Source organism: Streptomyces sp. L-9-10, from assembly GCF_004151105.1.
Taxonomy (GTDB): domain Bacteria; phylum Actinomycetota; class Actinomycetes; order Streptomycetales; family Streptomycetaceae; genus Streptomyces.
In genome coordinates this window covers 104,563-122,358 of sequence record NZ_PHRF01000053.1, presented here as the reverse complement: position 1 = coordinate 122,358, position 17,796 = coordinate 104,563, and the positions used below count along the sequence as shown (strand labels likewise).

General features: G+C 69.5%; 14 protein-coding genes and 1 tRNA gene. 13 read left to right on the top strand and 2 right to left on the bottom strand.

Annotated elements, in window-relative coordinates; all coding sequences use genetic code 11:
• Positions 1-475 precede the first annotated feature (475 nt).
• A complete protein-coding gene (locus CU044_RS15110) occupies positions 476-757 on the top strand; it encodes an HU family DNA-binding protein (RefSeq protein ID WP_004571953.1) in 282 nt (93 codons plus the stop codon).
• 172 nt (positions 758-929) lie between these two features.
• Here the strand turns inward: CU044_RS15110 and murA are convergent, their stop codons facing one another.
• Complete coding sequence (gene murA, locus CU044_RS15105) at positions 930-2,270, bottom strand: UDP-N-acetylglucosamine 1-carboxyvinyltransferase (protein ID WP_129769095.1); 1,341 nt, start codon at positions 2,268-2,270, stop codon at positions 930-932.
• Positions 2,271-2,544: 274 nt separating this feature from the next.
• Between murA and CU044_RS15100 the strand changes: the two genes are divergently transcribed.
• The 12 genes from CU044_RS15100 (at position 2,545) to CU044_RS15045 (ending at position 17,538) form a co-directional block, all read left to right on the top strand.
• Positions 2,545-3,105, top strand: coding sequence for a YqgE/AlgH family protein (locus CU044_RS15100; protein WP_129769094.1), 561 nt, complete (start codon positions 2,545-2,547; stop codon positions 3,103-3,105).
• 161 nt (positions 3,106-3,266) lie between these two features.
• A complete protein-coding gene (locus tag CU044_RS15095) occupies positions 3,267-3,566 on the top strand; it encodes a DUF3039 domain-containing protein (protein WP_030355120.1) in 300 nt (99 codons plus the stop codon).
• Positions 3,567-3,776: 210 nt separating this feature from the next.
• The gene (locus tag CU044_RS15090) at positions 3,777-5,081 is read left to right on the top strand and encodes an extracellular solute-binding protein (RefSeq protein WP_129769093.1); all 1,305 of its coding nucleotides are present in this window, start codon (positions 3,777-3,779) and stop codon (positions 5,079-5,081) included.
• Between the two features lie 5 nt (positions 5,082-5,086).
• The gene (locus CU044_RS15085) at positions 5,087-6,076 is read left to right on the top strand and encodes a sugar ABC transporter permease (RefSeq protein ID WP_129769092.1); all 990 of its coding nucleotides are present in this window, start codon (positions 5,087-5,089) and stop codon (positions 6,074-6,076) included.
• Between the two features lie 2 nt (positions 6,077-6,078).
• Positions 6,079-6,912 carry a carbohydrate ABC transporter permease gene (locus tag CU044_RS15080; RefSeq protein WP_193563975.1) on the top strand — a complete coding sequence of 278 codons (834 nt, stop codon included), beginning with the start codon at positions 6,079-6,081 and terminating at the stop codon, positions 6,910-6,912.
• 11 nt (positions 6,913-6,923) lie between these two features.
• Entirely contained in the window at positions 6,924-8,585 is a 1,662-nt protein-coding gene (locus CU044_RS15075) for a beta-N-acetylhexosaminidase (protein ID WP_129769090.1), read from the top strand.
• A 294-nt stretch (positions 8,586-8,879) separates the two neighbouring features.
• The gene (locus CU044_RS15070; RefSeq protein ID WP_129769089.1) at positions 8,880-9,776 is read left to right on the top strand and encodes an FAD binding domain-containing protein; all 897 of its coding nucleotides are present in this window, start codon (positions 8,880-8,882) and stop codon (positions 9,774-9,776) included.
• Positions 9,773-11,428 (top strand): 2Fe-2S iron-sulfur cluster-binding protein, encoded by a 1,656-nt coding sequence (locus CU044_RS15065; RefSeq protein WP_129769088.1) that lies wholly within the window; start codon positions 9,773-9,775, stop codon positions 11,426-11,428. Before CU044_RS15070 ends, CU044_RS15065 begins: the two co-directional genes overlap by 4 nt.
• The gene (locus CU044_RS15060) at positions 11,425-13,740 is read left to right on the top strand and encodes a molybdopterin cofactor-binding domain-containing protein (protein WP_129769087.1); all 2,316 of its coding nucleotides are present in this window, start codon (positions 11,425-11,427) and stop codon (positions 13,738-13,740) included. Before CU044_RS15065 ends, CU044_RS15060 begins: the two co-directional genes overlap by 4 nt.
• Before the next feature lie 252 nt (positions 13,741-13,992).
• Complete coding sequence (locus tag CU044_RS15055; RefSeq protein ID WP_129769086.1) at positions 13,993-14,436, top strand: hypothetical protein; 444 nt, start codon at positions 13,993-13,995, stop codon at positions 14,434-14,436.
• Positions 14,437-14,449: 13 nt separating this feature from the next.
• Positions 14,450-16,810 (top strand): hypothetical protein, encoded by a 2,361-nt coding sequence (locus CU044_RS15050; RefSeq protein WP_129769085.1) that lies wholly within the window; start codon positions 14,450-14,452, stop codon positions 16,808-16,810.
• 20 nt (positions 16,811-16,830) lie between these two features.
• Complete coding sequence (locus tag CU044_RS15045; RefSeq protein ID WP_129769084.1) at positions 16,831-17,538, top strand: hypothetical protein; 708 nt, start codon at positions 16,831-16,833, stop codon at positions 17,536-17,538.
• Positions 17,539-17,598: 60 nt separating this feature from the next.
• Here the strand turns inward: CU044_RS15045 and CU044_RS15040 are convergent.
• Positions 17,599-17,673, bottom strand: a tRNA-Cys gene (locus CU044_RS15040).
• Positions 17,674-17,796 lie beyond the last annotated feature (123 nt).

The window sequence follows — 17,796 nt, the reverse complement described above, 5'->3', positions numbered from 1 at the left end:
CGCCCCGGGCCCCCGGGCCCCTGGGCAGCGCGAAGTACGCCCCCCACCGCCCGGCCCGAAGTGTGACCAGGCCCACCACGGAGCCCGGTCACGCTACCCAGGACTGCGGTACATCTCACGTCCGTCCGGTGCCCGGCGCGTCGCGATTCGCCGCGCCCCACGGGCCCCTCTAGGGTGGCGGACCATGAGCACCGCCGCTCCAGGGAGGTTTTCAGGGCCTCCGGCGGGCTCAAGGGCCCCAAGGCTCCAAGGAGTCTCCACAGAGTCGACGGAACGTCACGACGACGAGGCAGTGGCGCTTTTCGTGTGACTCCGGAGGGTGCCGGATTGGCTTTCCCGCCGCTGGTGGGGGCAGGATGCGTATTCGGGCGCGAGGGTCTGTCAGCAGACCCGGGTCCGGGGACTGTCCGAGGGCCCTGGCAGCATCGGCTTCGATCTCACGCCTTACAGGCAAGAAGAACACGGGAGTAACAACATGAACCGCAGTGAGCTGGTGGCCGCCCTGGCCGACCGCGCCGAGGTGACCCGCAAGGACGCCGACGCTGTGCTGGCCGCTCTCGCCGAGACGGTCGGTGAGGTCGTCGCCAAGGGCGACGAGAAGGTCACCATCCCCGGCTTCCTGACCTTCGAGCGCACCCACCGTGCCGCTCGGACCGCTCGTAACCCGCAGACCGGCGACCCGATCCAGATCCCGGCCGGCTACAGCGTCAAGGTCTCCGCGGGCTCCAAGCTCAAGGAAGCCGCCAAGGGCAAGTAACACCCATAGGCGACACGCAGGGGCGGCCACCCGAACCGGGTGGCCGCCCCTGGTGTGTGCGGCCGTCTGGGGGCCGTCAGAAGCCCCCCACGGGCGCCCGCCGGTCCCGGGGACGCCGTCGGCCCCGCTCCGGGGAGAGCGGGGCCGACGGCGTGACGGGTGTGACAGTGCGTCAGACGAGCGCGCCGCCCGGCAGCTCGACCTTCGCGCCCAGCTCGACGAGCTTGTCCATGAAGTTCTCGTAGCCGCGGTTGATCAGATCGATGCCGTGGACCCGCGACGTGCCCTGCGCCGCCAGCGCCGCGATCAGATACGAGAAACCGCCGCGCAGGTCGGGAATGACCAGATCCGCGCCCTGGAGCCGGGTCGGGCCCGACACGACCGCGGAGTGCAGGAAGTTGCGCTGCCCGAAGCGGCAGTCCGAGCCGCCCAGGCACTCCCGGTAGAGCTGGATGTGCGCGCCCATCTGGTTGAGCGCGGAGGTGAAGCCCAGCCGCGACTCGTACACCGTCTCGTGGACGATGGAGAGCCCCGACGCCTGCGTCAGCGCCACCACCAGCGGCTGCTGCCAGTCGGTCTGGAAACCGGGGTGCACGTCCGTCTCCAGCGCGATCGCGTCGAGCGAGCCGCCCGGATGCCAGAACCGGATGCCCTCGTCGTCGATCTCGAAGGCGCCGCCGACCTTGCGGTAGGTGTTGAGGAACGTCATCATCGAGCGCTGCTGCGCGCCGCGGACGTAGATGTTGCCCTCGGTGGCCAGCGCCGCGGACGCCCAGGAGGCCGCCTCCAGACGGTCCGGCAGCGCCCGGTGCGTATAGCCGTCCAGCCGGTCGACACCGGTGATCCGGATCGTCCGGTCGGTGTCCATGGAGATGATCGCGCCCATCTTCTGCAGGACGCAGATGAGGTCCTCGATCTCCGGTTCCACGGCGGCGTTGGACAGTTCGGTGACGCCCTCGGCGAGTACGGCCGTCAGCAGCACCTGCTCCGTCGAGCCGACCGAGGGGTACGGCAGCCGGATCTTCGTGCCGCGCAGCCGCTGCGGTGCCTCCAGGTACTGGCCGTCCTCGCGCTTCTCGATCGTCGCGCCGAACTGGCGCAGCACGTCGAAGTGGAAGTCGATCGGCCGGCCGCCGATGTCACAGCCGCCGAGACCCGGGATGAACGCGTGGCCGAGCCGGTGCAGCAGCGGTCCGCAGAAGAGGATCGGAATGCGCGACGAGCCCGCGTGGGCATCGATGTCGGCGACATTGGCACTCTCGACATGGGTCGGGTCGAGGACCAGCTCGCCCGGTTCGTCGCCGGGGCGTACGGTCACGCCGTGCAATTGCAGCAGTCCCCGGACGACCCGTACGTCGCGGATGTCGGGCACATTGCGCAGTCTGCTCGGGCCGCTGCCGAGAAGCGCGGCGACCATGGCCTTCGGCACCAGGTTCTTCGCGCCGCGAACGCGGATCTCACCCTCCAGCGGGGTTCCGCCGTGGACAAGCATTACATCGTCTGTGCCGGTCATGAATCTCGCGTTCCGGAGTGGGCGGGCAGGTGGCCAAGGAAAAGGGTAAGGGGCCGGGACCCCCGTCCCGTAAGGCTCGGGGAGCGGCCGGCACACGGAGGGCACGTAATTGAAGCGATTCGCCACGTACGGTTCCGGGGCACTCGCGGAGGGTCACCATTCCCGTCTCCGGGAAATCGCGCGCCCCCTTCGGCGCCGTATGCGCTGAGCTGCGTTCACGCGTACTGTGCCGGGCGCGCCCCGCGCGCCGCGAATATGCGGGATCATGTCTCGCATGACCGAGGTGTCCTCGCTCACAGGGCGGCTGCTTGTCGCGACTCCGGCCCTGGCCGACCCGAATTTCGACCGCGCGGTGGTGCTCCTGCTCGATCACGACGAGGAGGGCTCGCTCGGCGTGGTCCTCAACAGGCCCACGCCCGTGGGCGTCGCGGACATCCTGGAGTCCTGGGGGGAGTTCGCGGGGGAGCCCGGCGTGGTCTTCCAGGGCGGTCCCGTCTCGCTGGACTCGGCGCTCGGCCTCGCCGTGATCCCGGGCGACGAGGGGCCGTTGGGGTGGCGCAGGGTGTACGGGGCGATCGGCCTCGTCGATCTGGAGACCCCGCCCGAGCTGCTCGCGCGGGCGCTCGGCTCGCTGCGGATCTTCGCCGGATACGCGGGCTGGGGCCCCGGCCAGCTGGAGGAGGAGCTGCGCGAAGGGGCGTGGTACGTCGTGGAGTCGGAGCCGGGCGATGTGTCGTCGCCGAGCCCGGAGAGCCTGTGGCGGGCGGTGCTGCGCAGACAGCGCAGCGAGCTGGCCATGGTCGCGACATACCCGGATGATCCCTCCCTCAACTGACCATCCGGACGGCCCGGCCCGTACCGTCGGCGCGCCGGTCGCCCCGGCCGTCGCCGCTCGGCGTGTCGTCGGCGTGTCGGCGCGATGCGTGAGCGTGCGGCTCCGGAGTGCATGGACCCGGAGCCTCCGGGATCCCCCGGGCGTGGGTACCCTTGGCTGTTATGAGCACTCTTGAGCCCGAGCGCGGGGCAGGTACGGGAACCCTCGTGGAGCCGACACCTCAGGTGTCGCACGGCGACGGCGACCACGAGCGCTTCGCCCACTACGTCCAGAAGGACAAGATCATGGCGAGTGCCCTGGACGGCACTCCCGTGGTCGCACTGTGCGGAAAGGTCTGGGTGCCGGGGCGCGACCCCAAGAAGTACCCGGTCTGTCCGATGTGCAAGGAGATCTACGAGTCCATGGGTCCCGGCGGGGACAAGGGCAAGGACAAGGGCGGCAAGGACAGCGGCAAGAAGTAGCGACCGCTGGTCCACCGTCGGAGACGGCCTCCGGGACGCGCGTGCGAACGCGCGTCCCGGAGGCCGTCTCGCGTTGTGGGGGGTGGCCTGCGGTCACAGATTGGTTGAGACCACTTGTCGGCGACTTCCAGCCGCGCTTAATCTCCTGCGAGTTGTGCAGCACGAAACGTTCGTTGCGCATGCTGCAACGCCGACCCGTAGGGATCCCGGATGAAGCTTTCCTCCCGCATGGCCTTCCCGGTGGCGGCACTCGCCCTCGCCGGCCTCACCGCCACCGCCTGCGCCCCGCAGACCTCCGACACCAGCGCGACGAAGGACGAGAAGAGCGGCACGCTGCGAGTCTGGCTCTTCCAGGAGGTCAACAACAAGCCGAAGGAACAGGTCGTCGACGCCGCGGTCGCCGCCTTCGGCGAGAAGCACGAGGGCACGAAGGTCGAGATCGAGTACATCCCGGTCGAGACCCGCGCCCAGCGGATCAAGGCCGCCTTCAACGACCCGAAGAGCGCGCCCGACCTGATCGAATACGGCAACACCGACACCGCTGGATACGTCAAGGACGGCGGACTCGCCGACGTCACCGCGGAGTTCGACGCCTGGGACGAGGCCAAGGACACCGACCCGACGGCCCGGGAATCCGTCACGGTCGACGGCAAGGTCTACGGAGCGCCGCTCTTCGTCGGCGTCCGCGCGCTCTACTACCGCACCGACGTCTTCGAGGACTTGGGGATAACCGCCCCCAAGTCCCAGGCCGAACTCATCGCCACGGCCAAGAAGGTCCACAAGGCGAAGCCGGAGCTGTACGGGCTCGCCGTCGGCGGCGCGTACACCTACGGCGCGATGCCGTTCCTCTGGGCGAACGGCGGCGAACTGGCCGAGGAGAGCGGCGGCACGTACAAGGCCGCGGTCAACAGCCCGGCCGCCCGCAAGGGCATCGAGGCGTACACCTCCCTCTTCGGCGACGACAACTGTCCGGCCGCCAAGTGCGCCTCGATGGGCGGCAACGCGACGGTGACCGCCTTCGCGTCCGGGAAGGCCGCGATGGCGATCGGCGGCGACTTCAGCCACCAGGCCGTCGAGGCGGGCACGGTGAAGGGCAAGTACGCGGTCGTGCCGCTGCCCGGGGTCGAGGCGGGCTCCGTCGCGCCGGCCTTCGCGGGCGGCAACAACATCGGCGTACTGAAGAGCAGCGCGCGCCGCACGCTCGCCGTCGACCTGATGAAGTCGTTCACCGGCAAGGAGACCCAGGCCAAGCTGTTCGACGCGATGGGCTTCCTGCCGACGTACACGGACGTACTGGCCGACTCGGCGAAGAAGCAGCCGTTCATCGAGCCCTTCGTCACGACCCTGGGCGCGGGTGCCAAGTTCGTCCCCGCCTCGCCGGGCTGGGCGCAGATCGACTCCTCGCTCGTCCTGCCGACGATGTTCCAGGAGATCGTCAGCGGCCGTAAGGACGTCGCCGCGGCGTCGGACGACGCGGCGAAGAAGATGGACGCGGCGTTCTCGTCCGCGGGCTGAGCGCCATGACGACCGAAGCCGGCCGGATCGACTCCGGCCGTAAGGCCACCGGGGGCCGGGGGTCCGTGCACGAGACCCGGCAGGCCCCCCGTAAGGCCCGGCGGACCCCCCGCCGGGCCGGCCGGGCCGGCTGGACCCCCTGGCTCTATCTCGCGCCCGCGCTCGTCGTCCTCGGCGGGCTGCTGGTCTACCCGATCTACCAACTCGGCCTGATCTCGTTCCTGGAGTACACCCAGGCGCAGGTCAGCGGCGGCGAACCCACCTCCTTCAAGGGCTTCGGCAACTACACCGCGCTCTTCGGCGACAGCCAGTTCTGGCAGGTGCTGCTGGCGACCGTGCTGTTCGCCGCGGCGTGTGTCGTCGCCACCCTCGCGGTCGGCTGCGCGCTCGCCGTCCTGCTCACGCGCGTACGGGCCGTGCCGCGGCTCGCGCTGATGCTCGCCGCGCTCGGCGCCTGGGCCACCCCCGCGATCACCGGCTCCACGGTCTGGGTGTTCCTCTTCGACCCGGACTACGGCCCGGTCAACCGGCTGCTGGGGCTCGGCGACTTCTCCTGGACGTACGGCCGCTACAGCGCCTTCGCGCTCGTCCTGTTCGAAGTGGTGTGGTGCTCGTTCCCGTTCGTGATGGTGACCGTCTACGCGGGCATCAAGGCCATCCCCGGCGAGGTGCTGGAGGCGGCCTCGCTCGACGGCGCCTCGCAGTGGCGGATCTGGCGGTCGGTCACCGCGCCGATGCTGCGGCCGATCCTGGTGGTCGTCACCATCCAGTCGATCATCTGGGACTTCAAGGTCTTCACCCAGATCTACGTGATGACGAACGGCGGCGGAATCGCCGGCCAGAATCTCGTCCTCAATGTCTACGCCTATCAGCAGGCCTTCGCGTCCTCGCAGTACAGCCTGGGCTCGGCGATCGGCGTGATCATGCTGCTCATTCTGCTGGCGGTCACGCTCGTCTATCTGCGACTGATCCGACGCCGGGGAGAAGAACTGTGAACCTGCTCGGTATTCGCCGTCCCTGGCGGCTGCTGGCGGAGGCATCGGCCCTCGTCATCGCCGTGATCGTGGCTTTTCCGCTGTACTGGATGGTCCTCTCCGCGTTCAAACCGGCCGGTGAGGTCCAGTCCACGGAAGCCCGTCCCTGGACGCTCTCGCCGTCGCTCGACTCGTTCCGCCGGGTCTTCGAACAGCAGGAATTCGGGAGGTACTTCCTCAACAGCCTGGCGGTCGCGGGAACGGTCGTGATCGCCTCCGCGCTCATCGCGTTTCTGGCCGCCACGGCCGTGACCCGGTTCCGTTTCCGATTCCGTACGACCCTCCTCATCATGTTTCTCGTCGCGCAGATGGTGCCGATCGAGGCGCTGGCCATCCCGCTGTTCTTCCTGATGCGGGACGCCGGGCTGCTCAATACGCTCGGCTCGCTCGTCCTGCCGCATCTCGCCTTCTCGCTTCCGTTCGCCATCTGGATGCTGCGCGGATTCGTCAAGGCCGTCCCCGAGGCGCTGGAGGAGGCCGCGTACATCGACGGCGCGAGCCGTACCCGGTTCCTGTGGCAGATCCTTTTCCCGCTGGTCTTCCCCGGGCTTGTCGCGACGAGTGTCTTCTCCTTCATCTCGACCTGGAACGACTTCCTGTTCGCCAAGTCCTTCATCATCAGCGACACCTCGCAGTCGACCCTTCCGATGGCGCTGCTGGTCTTCTTCAAACCGGACGAGAACGACTGGGGCGGGATCATGGCCGCGTCTACGGTGATGACCGTTCCCGTACTGGTTTTCTTTGTGCTCGTACAACGGCGTCTGGTCTCCGGACTCGGCGGCGCCGTCAAGGATTAGAGGTGGACTTCATGGATCTGATCCCGGACCCCAGGCGGGCCTGGCCGGCACAGCCGGGAGCGGGTGTCTTCCCGCTCGACGGCGAGACCGTGATCGAGGCGCAGCCCGGCACGGAGGGCGTGGCGCGGTGGTTCCGCACCGCCGTCGGAACCGCGACGGGGCTGCCGTTCGCGGACGACGCCGGTGTCGTCGGCGCCGAGGACAACCGGATCGTCCTGGGGATCAGCCCGGACATCACACGTGAACTGGGCCCCGAGGGGTACCGGATCAGCGTTGACGCCGAGGCGATCCGTATCGAGGGCGGCGCCGCGGCCGGGGTCTTCTGGGGCGCGCAGACCGTCCGCCAGCTGCTCGGGCCCGACGCGTACCGCAGGGCGCCGCTGGACCCCGCGCGCGAGTGGTCCGTACCGATGACCCTCATCGAGGACGCGCCCCGCTTCGGCTGGCGGGGGCTGATGCTCGACGTGTCACGCCACTTCATGCCCAAGGACGGCGTCCTGCGCTATCTGGACCTGCTCGCCGCCCACAAGCTGAATGTCTTCCACTTCCATCTCACCGACGACCAGGGCTGGCGCGTCGAGATCAAGAAGCATCCGAGACTGACGGAAGTCGGCTCCTGGCGCTCGCGCACCAAATGGGGCCACCGCGCCTCCGAGCTGTGGGAGGAGAAGCCGCACGGCGGTTACTACACCCAGGACGACATCCGCGAGATCGTCGCGTACGCCGCCGAGCGGCATATCACCGTCGTCCCCGAGATCGATATCCCGGGACATTCGCAGGCCGCCATCGCCGCGTATCCGGAACTCGGCAACACCGATGTCATCGACACGACCTCCCTCACCGTCTGGGACACCTGGGGCGTTACCGCAAACGTACTCGCCCCCACCGACAACACCCTGCGGTTCTACGAGGACGTCTTCGAGGAACTGCTCACCCTCTTCCCCTCCACCTTCATCCACGTGGGCGGCGACGAGTGCGTCAAGGACCAGTGGAAGGAGTCACCGGCGGCCCAGGCCAGGATCGCGGAGCTCGGTCTGGCCGACGAGGACGGGCTCCAGTCCTGGTTCATCCGGCATTTCGACCGCTGGCTCGCCGAGCGCGGCCGGCGGCTGATCGGCTGGGACGAGATCCTGGAAGGCGGTCTGGCACCGGGCGCCGCCGTGTCGTCCTGGCGCGGATACGCGGGCGGGATCGCCGCCGCGAAAGCCGGCCACGACGTCGTCATGTGCCCCGAACAGCAGGTGTACCTGGACCACCGTCAGGCGGCGGGCGACGACGAGCCGATGCCCATCGGGTACGTACGCACCCTGGAGGACGTCTACCGTTTCGAGCCGCTGCCGCCGGAGCTCACCGAGGAGGAGGCGGCCCATGTCCTCGGCACCCAGGCCAATGTCTGGACCGAGGTGATGCACGACAGCTCCCGCGTCGACTACCAGGTCTTCCCGCGGCTCGCCGCGTTCGCCGAAGTCGCCTGGTCGGACCTCCCGGCCCCCGCCGAACGTGATTTCGCCGACTTCGAGCAGCGCATGACGGAGCACTACCGGCGCCTTGACGCGCTGGGGGTCGAATACCGGCCGCCCGGCGGTCCGTTGCCCTGGCAGCGCCGCCCCGCCCCCAACGGAGACAATGCCAGCCTGGGGCGCCCGATCGAAGGGGCGCCCCCAAACGTGTGAGCCCACGGGGAGATGGCCGCCCCGGAACGGTGTCCCTGGGACCGTGGTAGTTCGTAAGGATGAGTAATCCGTATGGACAAGTCGTACGACGACCGCTGAAGAGTGGCATTCCGTATGTGACGGCGAAGAGGTGCGAAACCGGACCTTCCCCCTGGTGGGGGACGGATACGTCCTTCGCGGACCCTCGCGTCGGGCGGACCGGAAGATGTGCCAGAGTTGCCACGTCCGGTCTGTGAGCACGTACGGTACGGCAACACAGGCGGGAGACCGGGACACCGGAAAGGGGCAGCTGGGTTGACCACGCACGCACCGCAGACGGCGCAGTTCGTGACGCTGCCGGCCTCGCTCGACGAGGCCGTGGCGGCGCTCACCGCGATGCCTGCCGCCGTGCCCGTCGCGGGTGGAACCGATCTCATGGCGGCCGTCAACAAGGGCCAGCTGCGGCCCGCGGGACTCGTCGGCCTCGGTCGGATCAGCGAGCTGCGCGGCTGGCACTACCAGGACGGTCACGCCCTGCTCGGCGCCGGTCTCACCCACGCGCGCATGGGCAGACCGGACTTCGCGGCCCTCATCCCCGCGCTCGCCGCGTCGGCGCGCGCCGCGGGCCCGCCCCAGATCCGTAACGCCGGGACGCTCGGCGGCAATATCGCCACCGCGGCCCCGACCGGCGACGCGCTGCCCGTGCTCGCCGCGCTGGAGGCCGATCTGGTGATCGGGGGGCCCGGCGGCGCGCGCCGCGAGATCCCCGTCTCGCATCTGCTGGCCGGCCGCGAGATGCTCGCGCCCGCCGAACTCATCGGCTTCGTACGGGTGCCGCTGCTGCACGCCCCCCAGGTCTTCCTCAAGGCGACCGGACGGACGGGGCCCGGCCGGGCCACCGCGTCCGTGGCCGTCGTGCTGGACCCGGCGCGGCGCGGGGTGCGGTGCGCGGTCGGCGCGATCGCGCCGATGCCGCTGCGCCCGCTGGAGGCGGAGCGCTGGATCGCCTCACTGATCGACTGGGACGGCGCGCGCGGGCTCGCGCAGGAGGCGCTCGCCGCCTTCGGCGAGTACGTCGCCGCGGCCTGTATCCCGGACCCGCCCGCGCCGGCCGACGGGGGCGAAGTACCCGCGCCGTCGCCCGCCGTACTGCATCTGCGGCGCACGGTCGCCGCACTGGCCCGACGAGCACTGGGGAGGGCGCTGTCGTGACCACCAACGAGAACTCCGGTACCGGCTCAGGGGTCCCCGAGGGCCAGGGCGGCTGGCAGCCGGTCCCGCAGGGCGGGGAGTACGACGGCGAGTCGACCGCCTTCGTGCACCTGCCCCCGGAGGACACCTTCGACGCGCCGCTGGCCGCGCCGGGGCACGGGTACGTACCGCCGCAGATCGTGCCGCCGGCGCAGCTGGACCCGTCGGCGGCCGACGCCCAGGGCGGGGTCCACTGGCCGGACCCGCAGCAGGGAGCGCAGGACCACGCGCCGTACGCGCAGGGCGGTTACGTCCAGGGCGGATACGCGCAGGGCGGCTACGACCACGGCGGCTACGGACCCGGCGGTGGCTACGACCCGCAGGGCACGGGCCAGTGGAACTTCAGCGACACGGGCGCGGGCGACGGCGGCGACCCCGGGGCGGTCGCGGGCGCGGAGCGGACCGCGGCGGGAGACACCGCGGGTGCGTCCGAGCTGACCGGTCAGTGGACGATCCCGATCGCCCAGGGTGATCTTCCGGACGAATCCGGCGAGTTCAGCAAATCGGTGCTGGCGTCACAGTGGAACGGCGGCAGCCCGCCGGCGACCCTGCCGGGCGGCGCCGCCGCGCCCTGGGCGACGGAACCGGCACCGCCCGGCGGGGACGCCGGCGGATTCGCCGCCCCGGAGAGCGCCGAGGCACCGGGGGTCCAGGGGATCCCGGGTATTCCGGAAGCCGTGGAGCCCGAGCCGTCCGCGCCCCTGCCGGACGCCGTACCGGACCTCGCGTACGAGCCCGGCCAGGGGACCGTGCGGGAGGCGACGCCCGAGGCCGCCCTTGAGGCCGCTCCGGAGATCCCCGCCGGGTCCGAGCACGCTCCCGAGCCCGTGGCGGAGACGGCGCCGGAGCCAGGACCGGAGACCGCGCCGGAGCACGGACCCGAATCCGGACCTGAATCCGGACCCGAATCCGGACCCGAATCCGGACCCGAATCCGCGACCGCGCCGGAACCGGAACCCGAGCCCGCGCCCCTCACCAGCAGCAACGACAGCGCCGAACACCCCTCCGGCTCCTACGTCCTGCGCGTCAACGGCGCCGACCGCCCCGTCACCGACGCCTGGATCGGCGAGTCGCTCCTGTACGTACTGCGCGAGCGCCTCGGCCTCGCGGGCGCCAAGGACGGCTGCTCCCAGGGCGAATGCGGCGCCTGCAACGTCCAGGTCGACGGGCGGCTCGTCGCCTCCTGCCTCGTCCCCGCCGCCACCGCGGCCGGCTCCGAGGTCCGTACGGTCGAGGGGCTGGCCGCCGACGGCGAACCCTCCGACGTCCAGCGGGCGCTGGCCAAGTGCGGGGCCGTGCAGTGCGGGTTCTGCGTCCCCGGCATGGCCATGACCGTCCACGACCTCCTGGAGGGCAACCACGCCCCCACCGAGCTGGAGACCCGCCAGGCGCTCTGCGGCAACCTCTGCCGCTGCTCGGGCTACCGCGGCGTGCTCGATGCGGTGAGCGAGGTCGTCGCCGGGCGCAGGGCGAGTGCGGAGGCCGCCGCCGCGGCCTCGGAAGAAGCCCGTATCCCGCACCAGGCACCCCCAGGGGCCGGTGGCGTCCAGCCCCCGCACGCCGGCCCGCACCCCACCTCGCACCCGCACTCGCCCGACGGAGGCATGGCGTGAGCAACGACGCGGCCACCGGGACACCGACGCTCGACGGCCCCCAGCAGGAGCCGCCCGCGCACGGCCTCGGCGCATCCCTCCCCCCGGCCGACGCGCGCGCGAAGACCGAGGGCACGTTCCCGTACGCCGCCGACCTGTGGGCCGAAGGTCTGCTGTGGGCGGCGATCCTGCGCTCGCCGCACCCGCACGCCCGTATCGTCTCGATCGACACCGCCGCGGCCGCCGAGATGCCGGGCGTGCGCGCCGTCGTCACGCACGAGGACGTCCCGGGCGACTCGGCGTACGGCAGGCGGATCGCCGACCGTCCCGTGTTCGCCTCGGAGGTCGTACGCCACCACGGCGAGGCGATCGCCGCCGTCGCCGCCGACCACCCCGACACGGCCCGGCTCGCCGCCGCCGCCATCGCCGTCGAGTACGAGGTCCTCGACCCGGTGACCGACCCCGAGAAGGCGTTCGCCGCCGAGCCGCTGCATCCCGACGGCAATCTGATCCGCCATATCCCGCTGCGCTACGGCGATCCGGAGATCACCGGCGAGGTCGTCGTGGAGGGGCTGTACCGCATCGGCCGCCAGGACCCGGCGCCCATCGGCGCCGAGGCGGGCCTCGCCGTACCGAGACCCGACGGCGGCGTGGAGATCTACACCGCCTCCACCGACCCGCACACCGACCGCGATCTGGCCGCCGCCTGCTTCGGCCTGGAGCCCGACCGGGTGAAGGTCGTCGTCACCGGCGTCCCCGGCGCCACCGGCGACCGCGAGGACCCGGGCTTCCAGATCCCGCTCGGCCTGCTCGCGCTGCGCACCGGCTGCCCGGTCAAGCTCGCCGCGACCCGCGAGGAGTCCTTCCTCGGCCACGCCCACCGCCACCCCACGCTGCTGCGCTACCGCCACCACGCGGACGCCGAGGGCCGGCTCGTCAAGGTCGAGGCCCAGATCCTGCTGGACGCGGGCGCGTACGCGGACGCCTCGTCCGAGTCCCTGGCGGCGGCGGTCGCCTTCGCCTGCGGCCCCTACGTCGTCCCGCACGCCTTCATCGAGGGCTGGGCCGTCCGCACCAACAACCCGCCCTCCGGCCATGTGCGGGGCGAAGGCGCGATGCAGGTGTGCGCGGCGTACGAGGGCCAGATGGACAAGCTGGCGGCCAAACTGGGCGTGGAACCGGCCGAACTGCGGCTGCGCAACGTCCTGGCCACCGGCGACATCCTGCCCACCAGCCAGACGGTGACCTGCCCGGCGCCCGTGGCCGAACTGCTCCGCTCCGTACGCGACTTCCCGCTGCCCCCGCTCCCCAAGGACACCCCCGAGGCGGCCTGGCTGCTGCCCGGCGGCCCCGAGGGCGCCGGCGAGCCGGGAGCCGTACGCCGGGGCGTCGGCTACGCGCTCGGCATGGTCCACATGCTCGGCGCGGAGGGCGCGGACGAGGTCTCCACGGCCACCGTCAAGGTCCACGACGGCGTGGCCACGGTCATCTGCGCGGCCGTCGAGACCGGCCAGGGCTTCGCCACTCTCGCCCGGCAGATCGTGCAGGAGACGCTGGGCATCGAGGAGGTCCATGTCGCCTCCGTCGACACGGACCAGCCCCCGGCGGGCCCGGCCGCCCACGGCCGGCACACCTGGGTCTCGGGCGGCGCGGTCGAGCGGGCGGCGAAGATGGTCCGTACGCAGCTGCTCCAGCCGCTGGCCCACAAGTTCGGGATGTCCACCGAGCTGCTCCAGATCACGGACGGCAAGATCACGTCGTACGACGGTGTGCTGTCCACGACGGTCACGGAGGCGATGGACGGCAAGGAACTCTGGGCGACGGCCCAGTGCCGCCCCCACCCCACCGAACCCCTCGACGCCTCGGGCCAGGGCGACGCCTTCGTGGGGCTGGCGTTCTGCGCGATCCGCGCGGTCGTCGACGTCGACATCGAGCTGGGTTCGGTCCGGGTCGTGGAGATGGCCGTGGCCCAGGACGTCGGGCGCGTCCTCAACCCGGCGCAGCTGGCCACCCGGATCGAGGCGGGCGTCACGCAGGGCATCGGCACGGCCCTGACGGAGAACCTCCGCACCACCCGCGGTGTCGTCCGCCGCCCCGACCTCACGGGATACGCGCTTCCGACGTCCCTGGACGCGCCGGACATCCGTATCGTCAAGCTGGTCGAGGAACGCGACGTGGTGGCCCCCTTCGGCGCCAAGCCCGCGAGCGCGGCCCCGGTGGTCACGTCCCCGGCGGCGGTCGCCTCGGCGGTCCGCGCGGCCACGGGCCGGCCCATCAGCCGCCTGCCGATCCGCCCCCAGGCGGCGGTGGCGGCGGTGCCGGCGGGCTCCTAGCGGGTTCGGCGGCGGGGATTCGTCAGCGCGATGGCGCACCGCGGGAGTCCACCGTCGCCCGGCACCCGCCCGCTGACGCCCGTCCAGTGCCGGCACAGTACGTGACGCCGCCGGTCCAGTCGGTGATCGCGGCAGCCGGACCGGAGAGCAACTCGACTCGCCGGTCAACGAGTTGACTTCCACTTTCTCCGCTGACTTGGATGGCTGTTGACTTGGACGAATGATCCGGTCGGCAGGGGAGGGAGCTCGCCCGTGGTCTGGGAAGAGTGGGAGAATCTCAAGGGCGAGGTTTCCGGGGAGAGTTCGGCGCGCATGCGACTGAACCAGCTGCCGGGTGATCCAGGGCCGACGGGCGGCGGCAGCGGCGGAGGCGCCGCCGATCTCAGCGTGAACCGGGACAGTCTTGGGCGGATAGGCAGCGCGGCCTATGACCTGCACGGCAGGCTCACGGCGGATGGCGGCCATGCCCGCACCAGTACGTCCGGCGCGGCGGCGGCGCTGTCGGTCAGCGGCTTCGAAACAGGTCCGGCGATGCGGAAGGTGCACGACACCTGGAACTCGCAGCTGAAGACACTGGTCGACGCCTGCGCGCATATTTCCAACCACCTCGACTACAGCGCCGCGCAGCATGCCAAGGACGACCAGGACATCAGGACCAGCCTCGGTGTGTCCCGGATCTCCGAGTATTTCAAGTAGTGGTGGAGCGCTCATGCCGACCTTTTATGACGTCTACCACGCCCCGCTGGACAAGCTGAAGACGGCGGCGGACGACTGGGCCGAGATGACCGCCAAGCTGGAGAGGCTCGCCGAGGACGCGCGCACGACGATGGCGGAAAAATCCAAGGACGAATACTGGCGGGGCGCCAATGCCTCGGTCACCAAACCGTTCATCGTCAAGACGGCCAAGGAGTTCGATGACGCGGCGAAGGCGGCCAAGGGGATCGGACTGATCCTGGAAGACGGGTACGCGGCCTTCAAGAAGGCGAAGGACGACCTCGCGAGGATCGTGGACACGGACGCACCGGCACAATCATGTGTGGTCACCGCTTACGGGATGGTGGAGGCGCTGTATCCGCTGGACGACGAGGTTCGTGCCCGCTTCGAAACGGACTACGCGAAGAACTCACGTGAGCAGCAGGCCAGGATCGAGTCCTTGCAGCGGCGTATCAACGCCATCGTGGAGACGTGCGACGACGCGGATGTGGCGACGGCCAACGCGCTCAGGGCCAACATCACCGGCGATCAGCACAACTTCAGCGCACCCAAGTACAGGAGCCTGGACGCGGAGGAGGCTCAGCGCGCCCTCGACCTGGCGAAGAAGGGCACCGACCTCACGCACACGGAGCTTCTGCGGCTCAACGAACTGCTGAACGACAATCACTCGTCCCGGGAGTTCTCCCGGACGTTCTACGACGGTCTTGGCGGCCCGAAGAAGTCACTGGAGTTCTTCGGGCAATTGGCCGGTGATACGTACGAGGGAACCCGGCAGGACAAGGAACGTCTCAAGGACATGCAGAGTCTGCAGAAAAACCTGGGACTCAACCTGGCCACAGCGACCGACCCGGCCGGGAAGAACGATACGTGGTCGAAGACCTGGTCGGACGAGATGCGCAAGCTCGGCGCCGAGCGCGTCCCGGTGACCAAGTACGACATGAACCCGCCGTACGGCTATCAGCTGCTCGGCGGAATCATGCGGTACGGGAACTATGACCCGAAGTTCCTCAACCCGATCGCCGAGCACGCGATTCAGCTTCAGCACAAGAACCCCGGCATGTTCGCCGAGACGAAGCCCACGGGCGGCTGGCAGACGAACGGACTGAACCCGTCGGGCGTGAACGGGGCCGGATACGACCCGGTCGTCAGCATGCTGGAGGCGCTGGGGCACAGCCCGGAGGCGTCGAAGGAGTTCTTCACCGCCAGGCCGACGGCGTACAACGAGGACGGTTCCGTGAGCGGCGCGTTCGGTCCGGACTTGGGTAAGAAGGACGGCCGCGCCATCTTGGGCTATCTCGACTACTTCGCGAATCAGGACTACACGTCGTTCCCGGATACCGACGGTTCCTACGATCCGGACAAGGACGCCAAAACCGCTGCTTATATGCCGGATGCGCTGGGGCACGCTTTGGAGTCGGCGACGCTCGGTTATGCGTGGGACGCCCCGACTCCCAACGCGGTCCGTGATGCTACCACTGCGGGAATCATGCAGGATGTCGTGGAGAAATATGGAGCCGATGCTAAATTGCTAAAGCATCAAGAGGTGCTGACGGATAGTCTCGGCCGTATGGGTGCTGGATATATCGACGACATCAACTGGGCATTGCAGGAGAACCATCGCGGGGGTGTTTTCGCACCGACCGTAAACCCCGACGCGCATGCTCTGTTCAAGTCTGGGGACGCTCGGGATTTCCTCAGTGCGCTGGGTCAGCACCCTGATGCCTACGCTTCGATCACGGCCGCGGAACGGATTTACACCAGTAGCGTGCTGGAGGCTCAGGCTGGCCCTGACGGCAGGGTTGACGAGGGGGCGGCGCGCAAGGCCGTAGGGATCGGAGCCGAGGTGCAGGGCATTCTCGATCAGTCGCGGGGTGACCAGATCGAGGCCGAGGGTCTGAAGAGACATGAAGATTTCGAGACGGCGCAGGAAAAGCGGTCCAGTTGGCTGGAGTTCGGTGCGACCTCAGTGATTGGTGCCGGGGCCGTGGCCGCTGGTGTGGCGTTCTTGCCGGCCACGGCCGCGGCAGCCGGGGCGGCAGCCATTCTGGTTCCTCTTGCTGTCGATACGGGCGGCGGAACACTGGAACAGATCGCCGGACAGGTTGTCGGTGACTGGTCGGATAATTCGATCGAAAAGAATAAGGAAAAGATCGAAGAACTGACCGGGGAGGAGAAGTCGGCCGTGTTCGAGTCCGGTGAGGCCAGTGCGCTGGCGCCGACGCTGGATTTTATCTGCCGCCACGAACTCGATCCAGAACATGAATTTAGTGTGGAACTGGAACAATCTGCAAATCTTGGCTACTTGCGTGGCAATAGTCGAGCGATGCAGCAAGGGCATGGCCCTGAGACCGGCTGAGTGAGAGTGGAGCGGGATCCGTGAAGATATGGAATGCGACGAGGGCGGCAGGTGCGGTGCTTGCTCTCAGCCTTGGTGTCTCGGCGTGCGGTGGTGGCAGTGAGGATGAGAGGCCCGCGTTCGCCGGTGCCGAGAAGGTGTGCGATGGCATTCTCTCGGACGGTACGGCACGTGCCGTGGAGACCGTGGTGGGTGACAAGACCTTCCACGGGACCGGTGACGATGCACTGGAAAATACGGCCTCGGCGGTCAAAGAATTTTATGCAGAGGATCCCGGCGGACGGAAGTATGTTGGGTCCAAGAAATTCTGTGCGTTCTCGGGGCGTATGCGCGAAGCCGGCAGCCTGGAAATCTCCTTCGGTATCTACAGGCCGGACGATGCGCTGGGTACTGATCATGCGGAAGATCAGCGTCTGTACCGGCTGGGAAAGCGAGCTTTGGCCGGATCCGAGCGCTCGTCTCTGTACTTCGAGTGTGTGAGTCCTCAAATCGACGGTTCGGACGGGCAGCCGACGCGAATCTATGCCAACTCAAGACTTGCGAACATCGGCAGCTGGGAAGTGGAAGACACCCGCGCCACGCGGGAAGCCCATCTCACCGTCCTGCACGCCGCCGCCCTCGCCGTGGCGAAGGAGCTGGGGTGCGAGAACAATGGAGGGCTGCCGGAGAAGGTAGTTCTGGAGCCGCTCGCCGACCCAGTCGAACCGTCGGGCGCGCCCGCGACGTAGCGGTTGAAAGCGGGAAGCGGCCGCCCCCGGAATCCCCGGGGGCGGCCGCTTCCGTGTTCCTGGAGGCCGTGGCGGGAATCGAACCCGCGTAACTCGCTTTGCAGGCGAGTCCCTGAACCACTCGGGCACACGGCCGTGCCTTGCTTTCCTGTTCATGACCGTAGGCCCGTGCCGCGCGGGGCTCAAGGTGTCCGGGCGGGCCGCAACGCGACTGCCACACTCCGTTCATGGTGGGCGTGGGGCGGGCCCGAGGTGGCG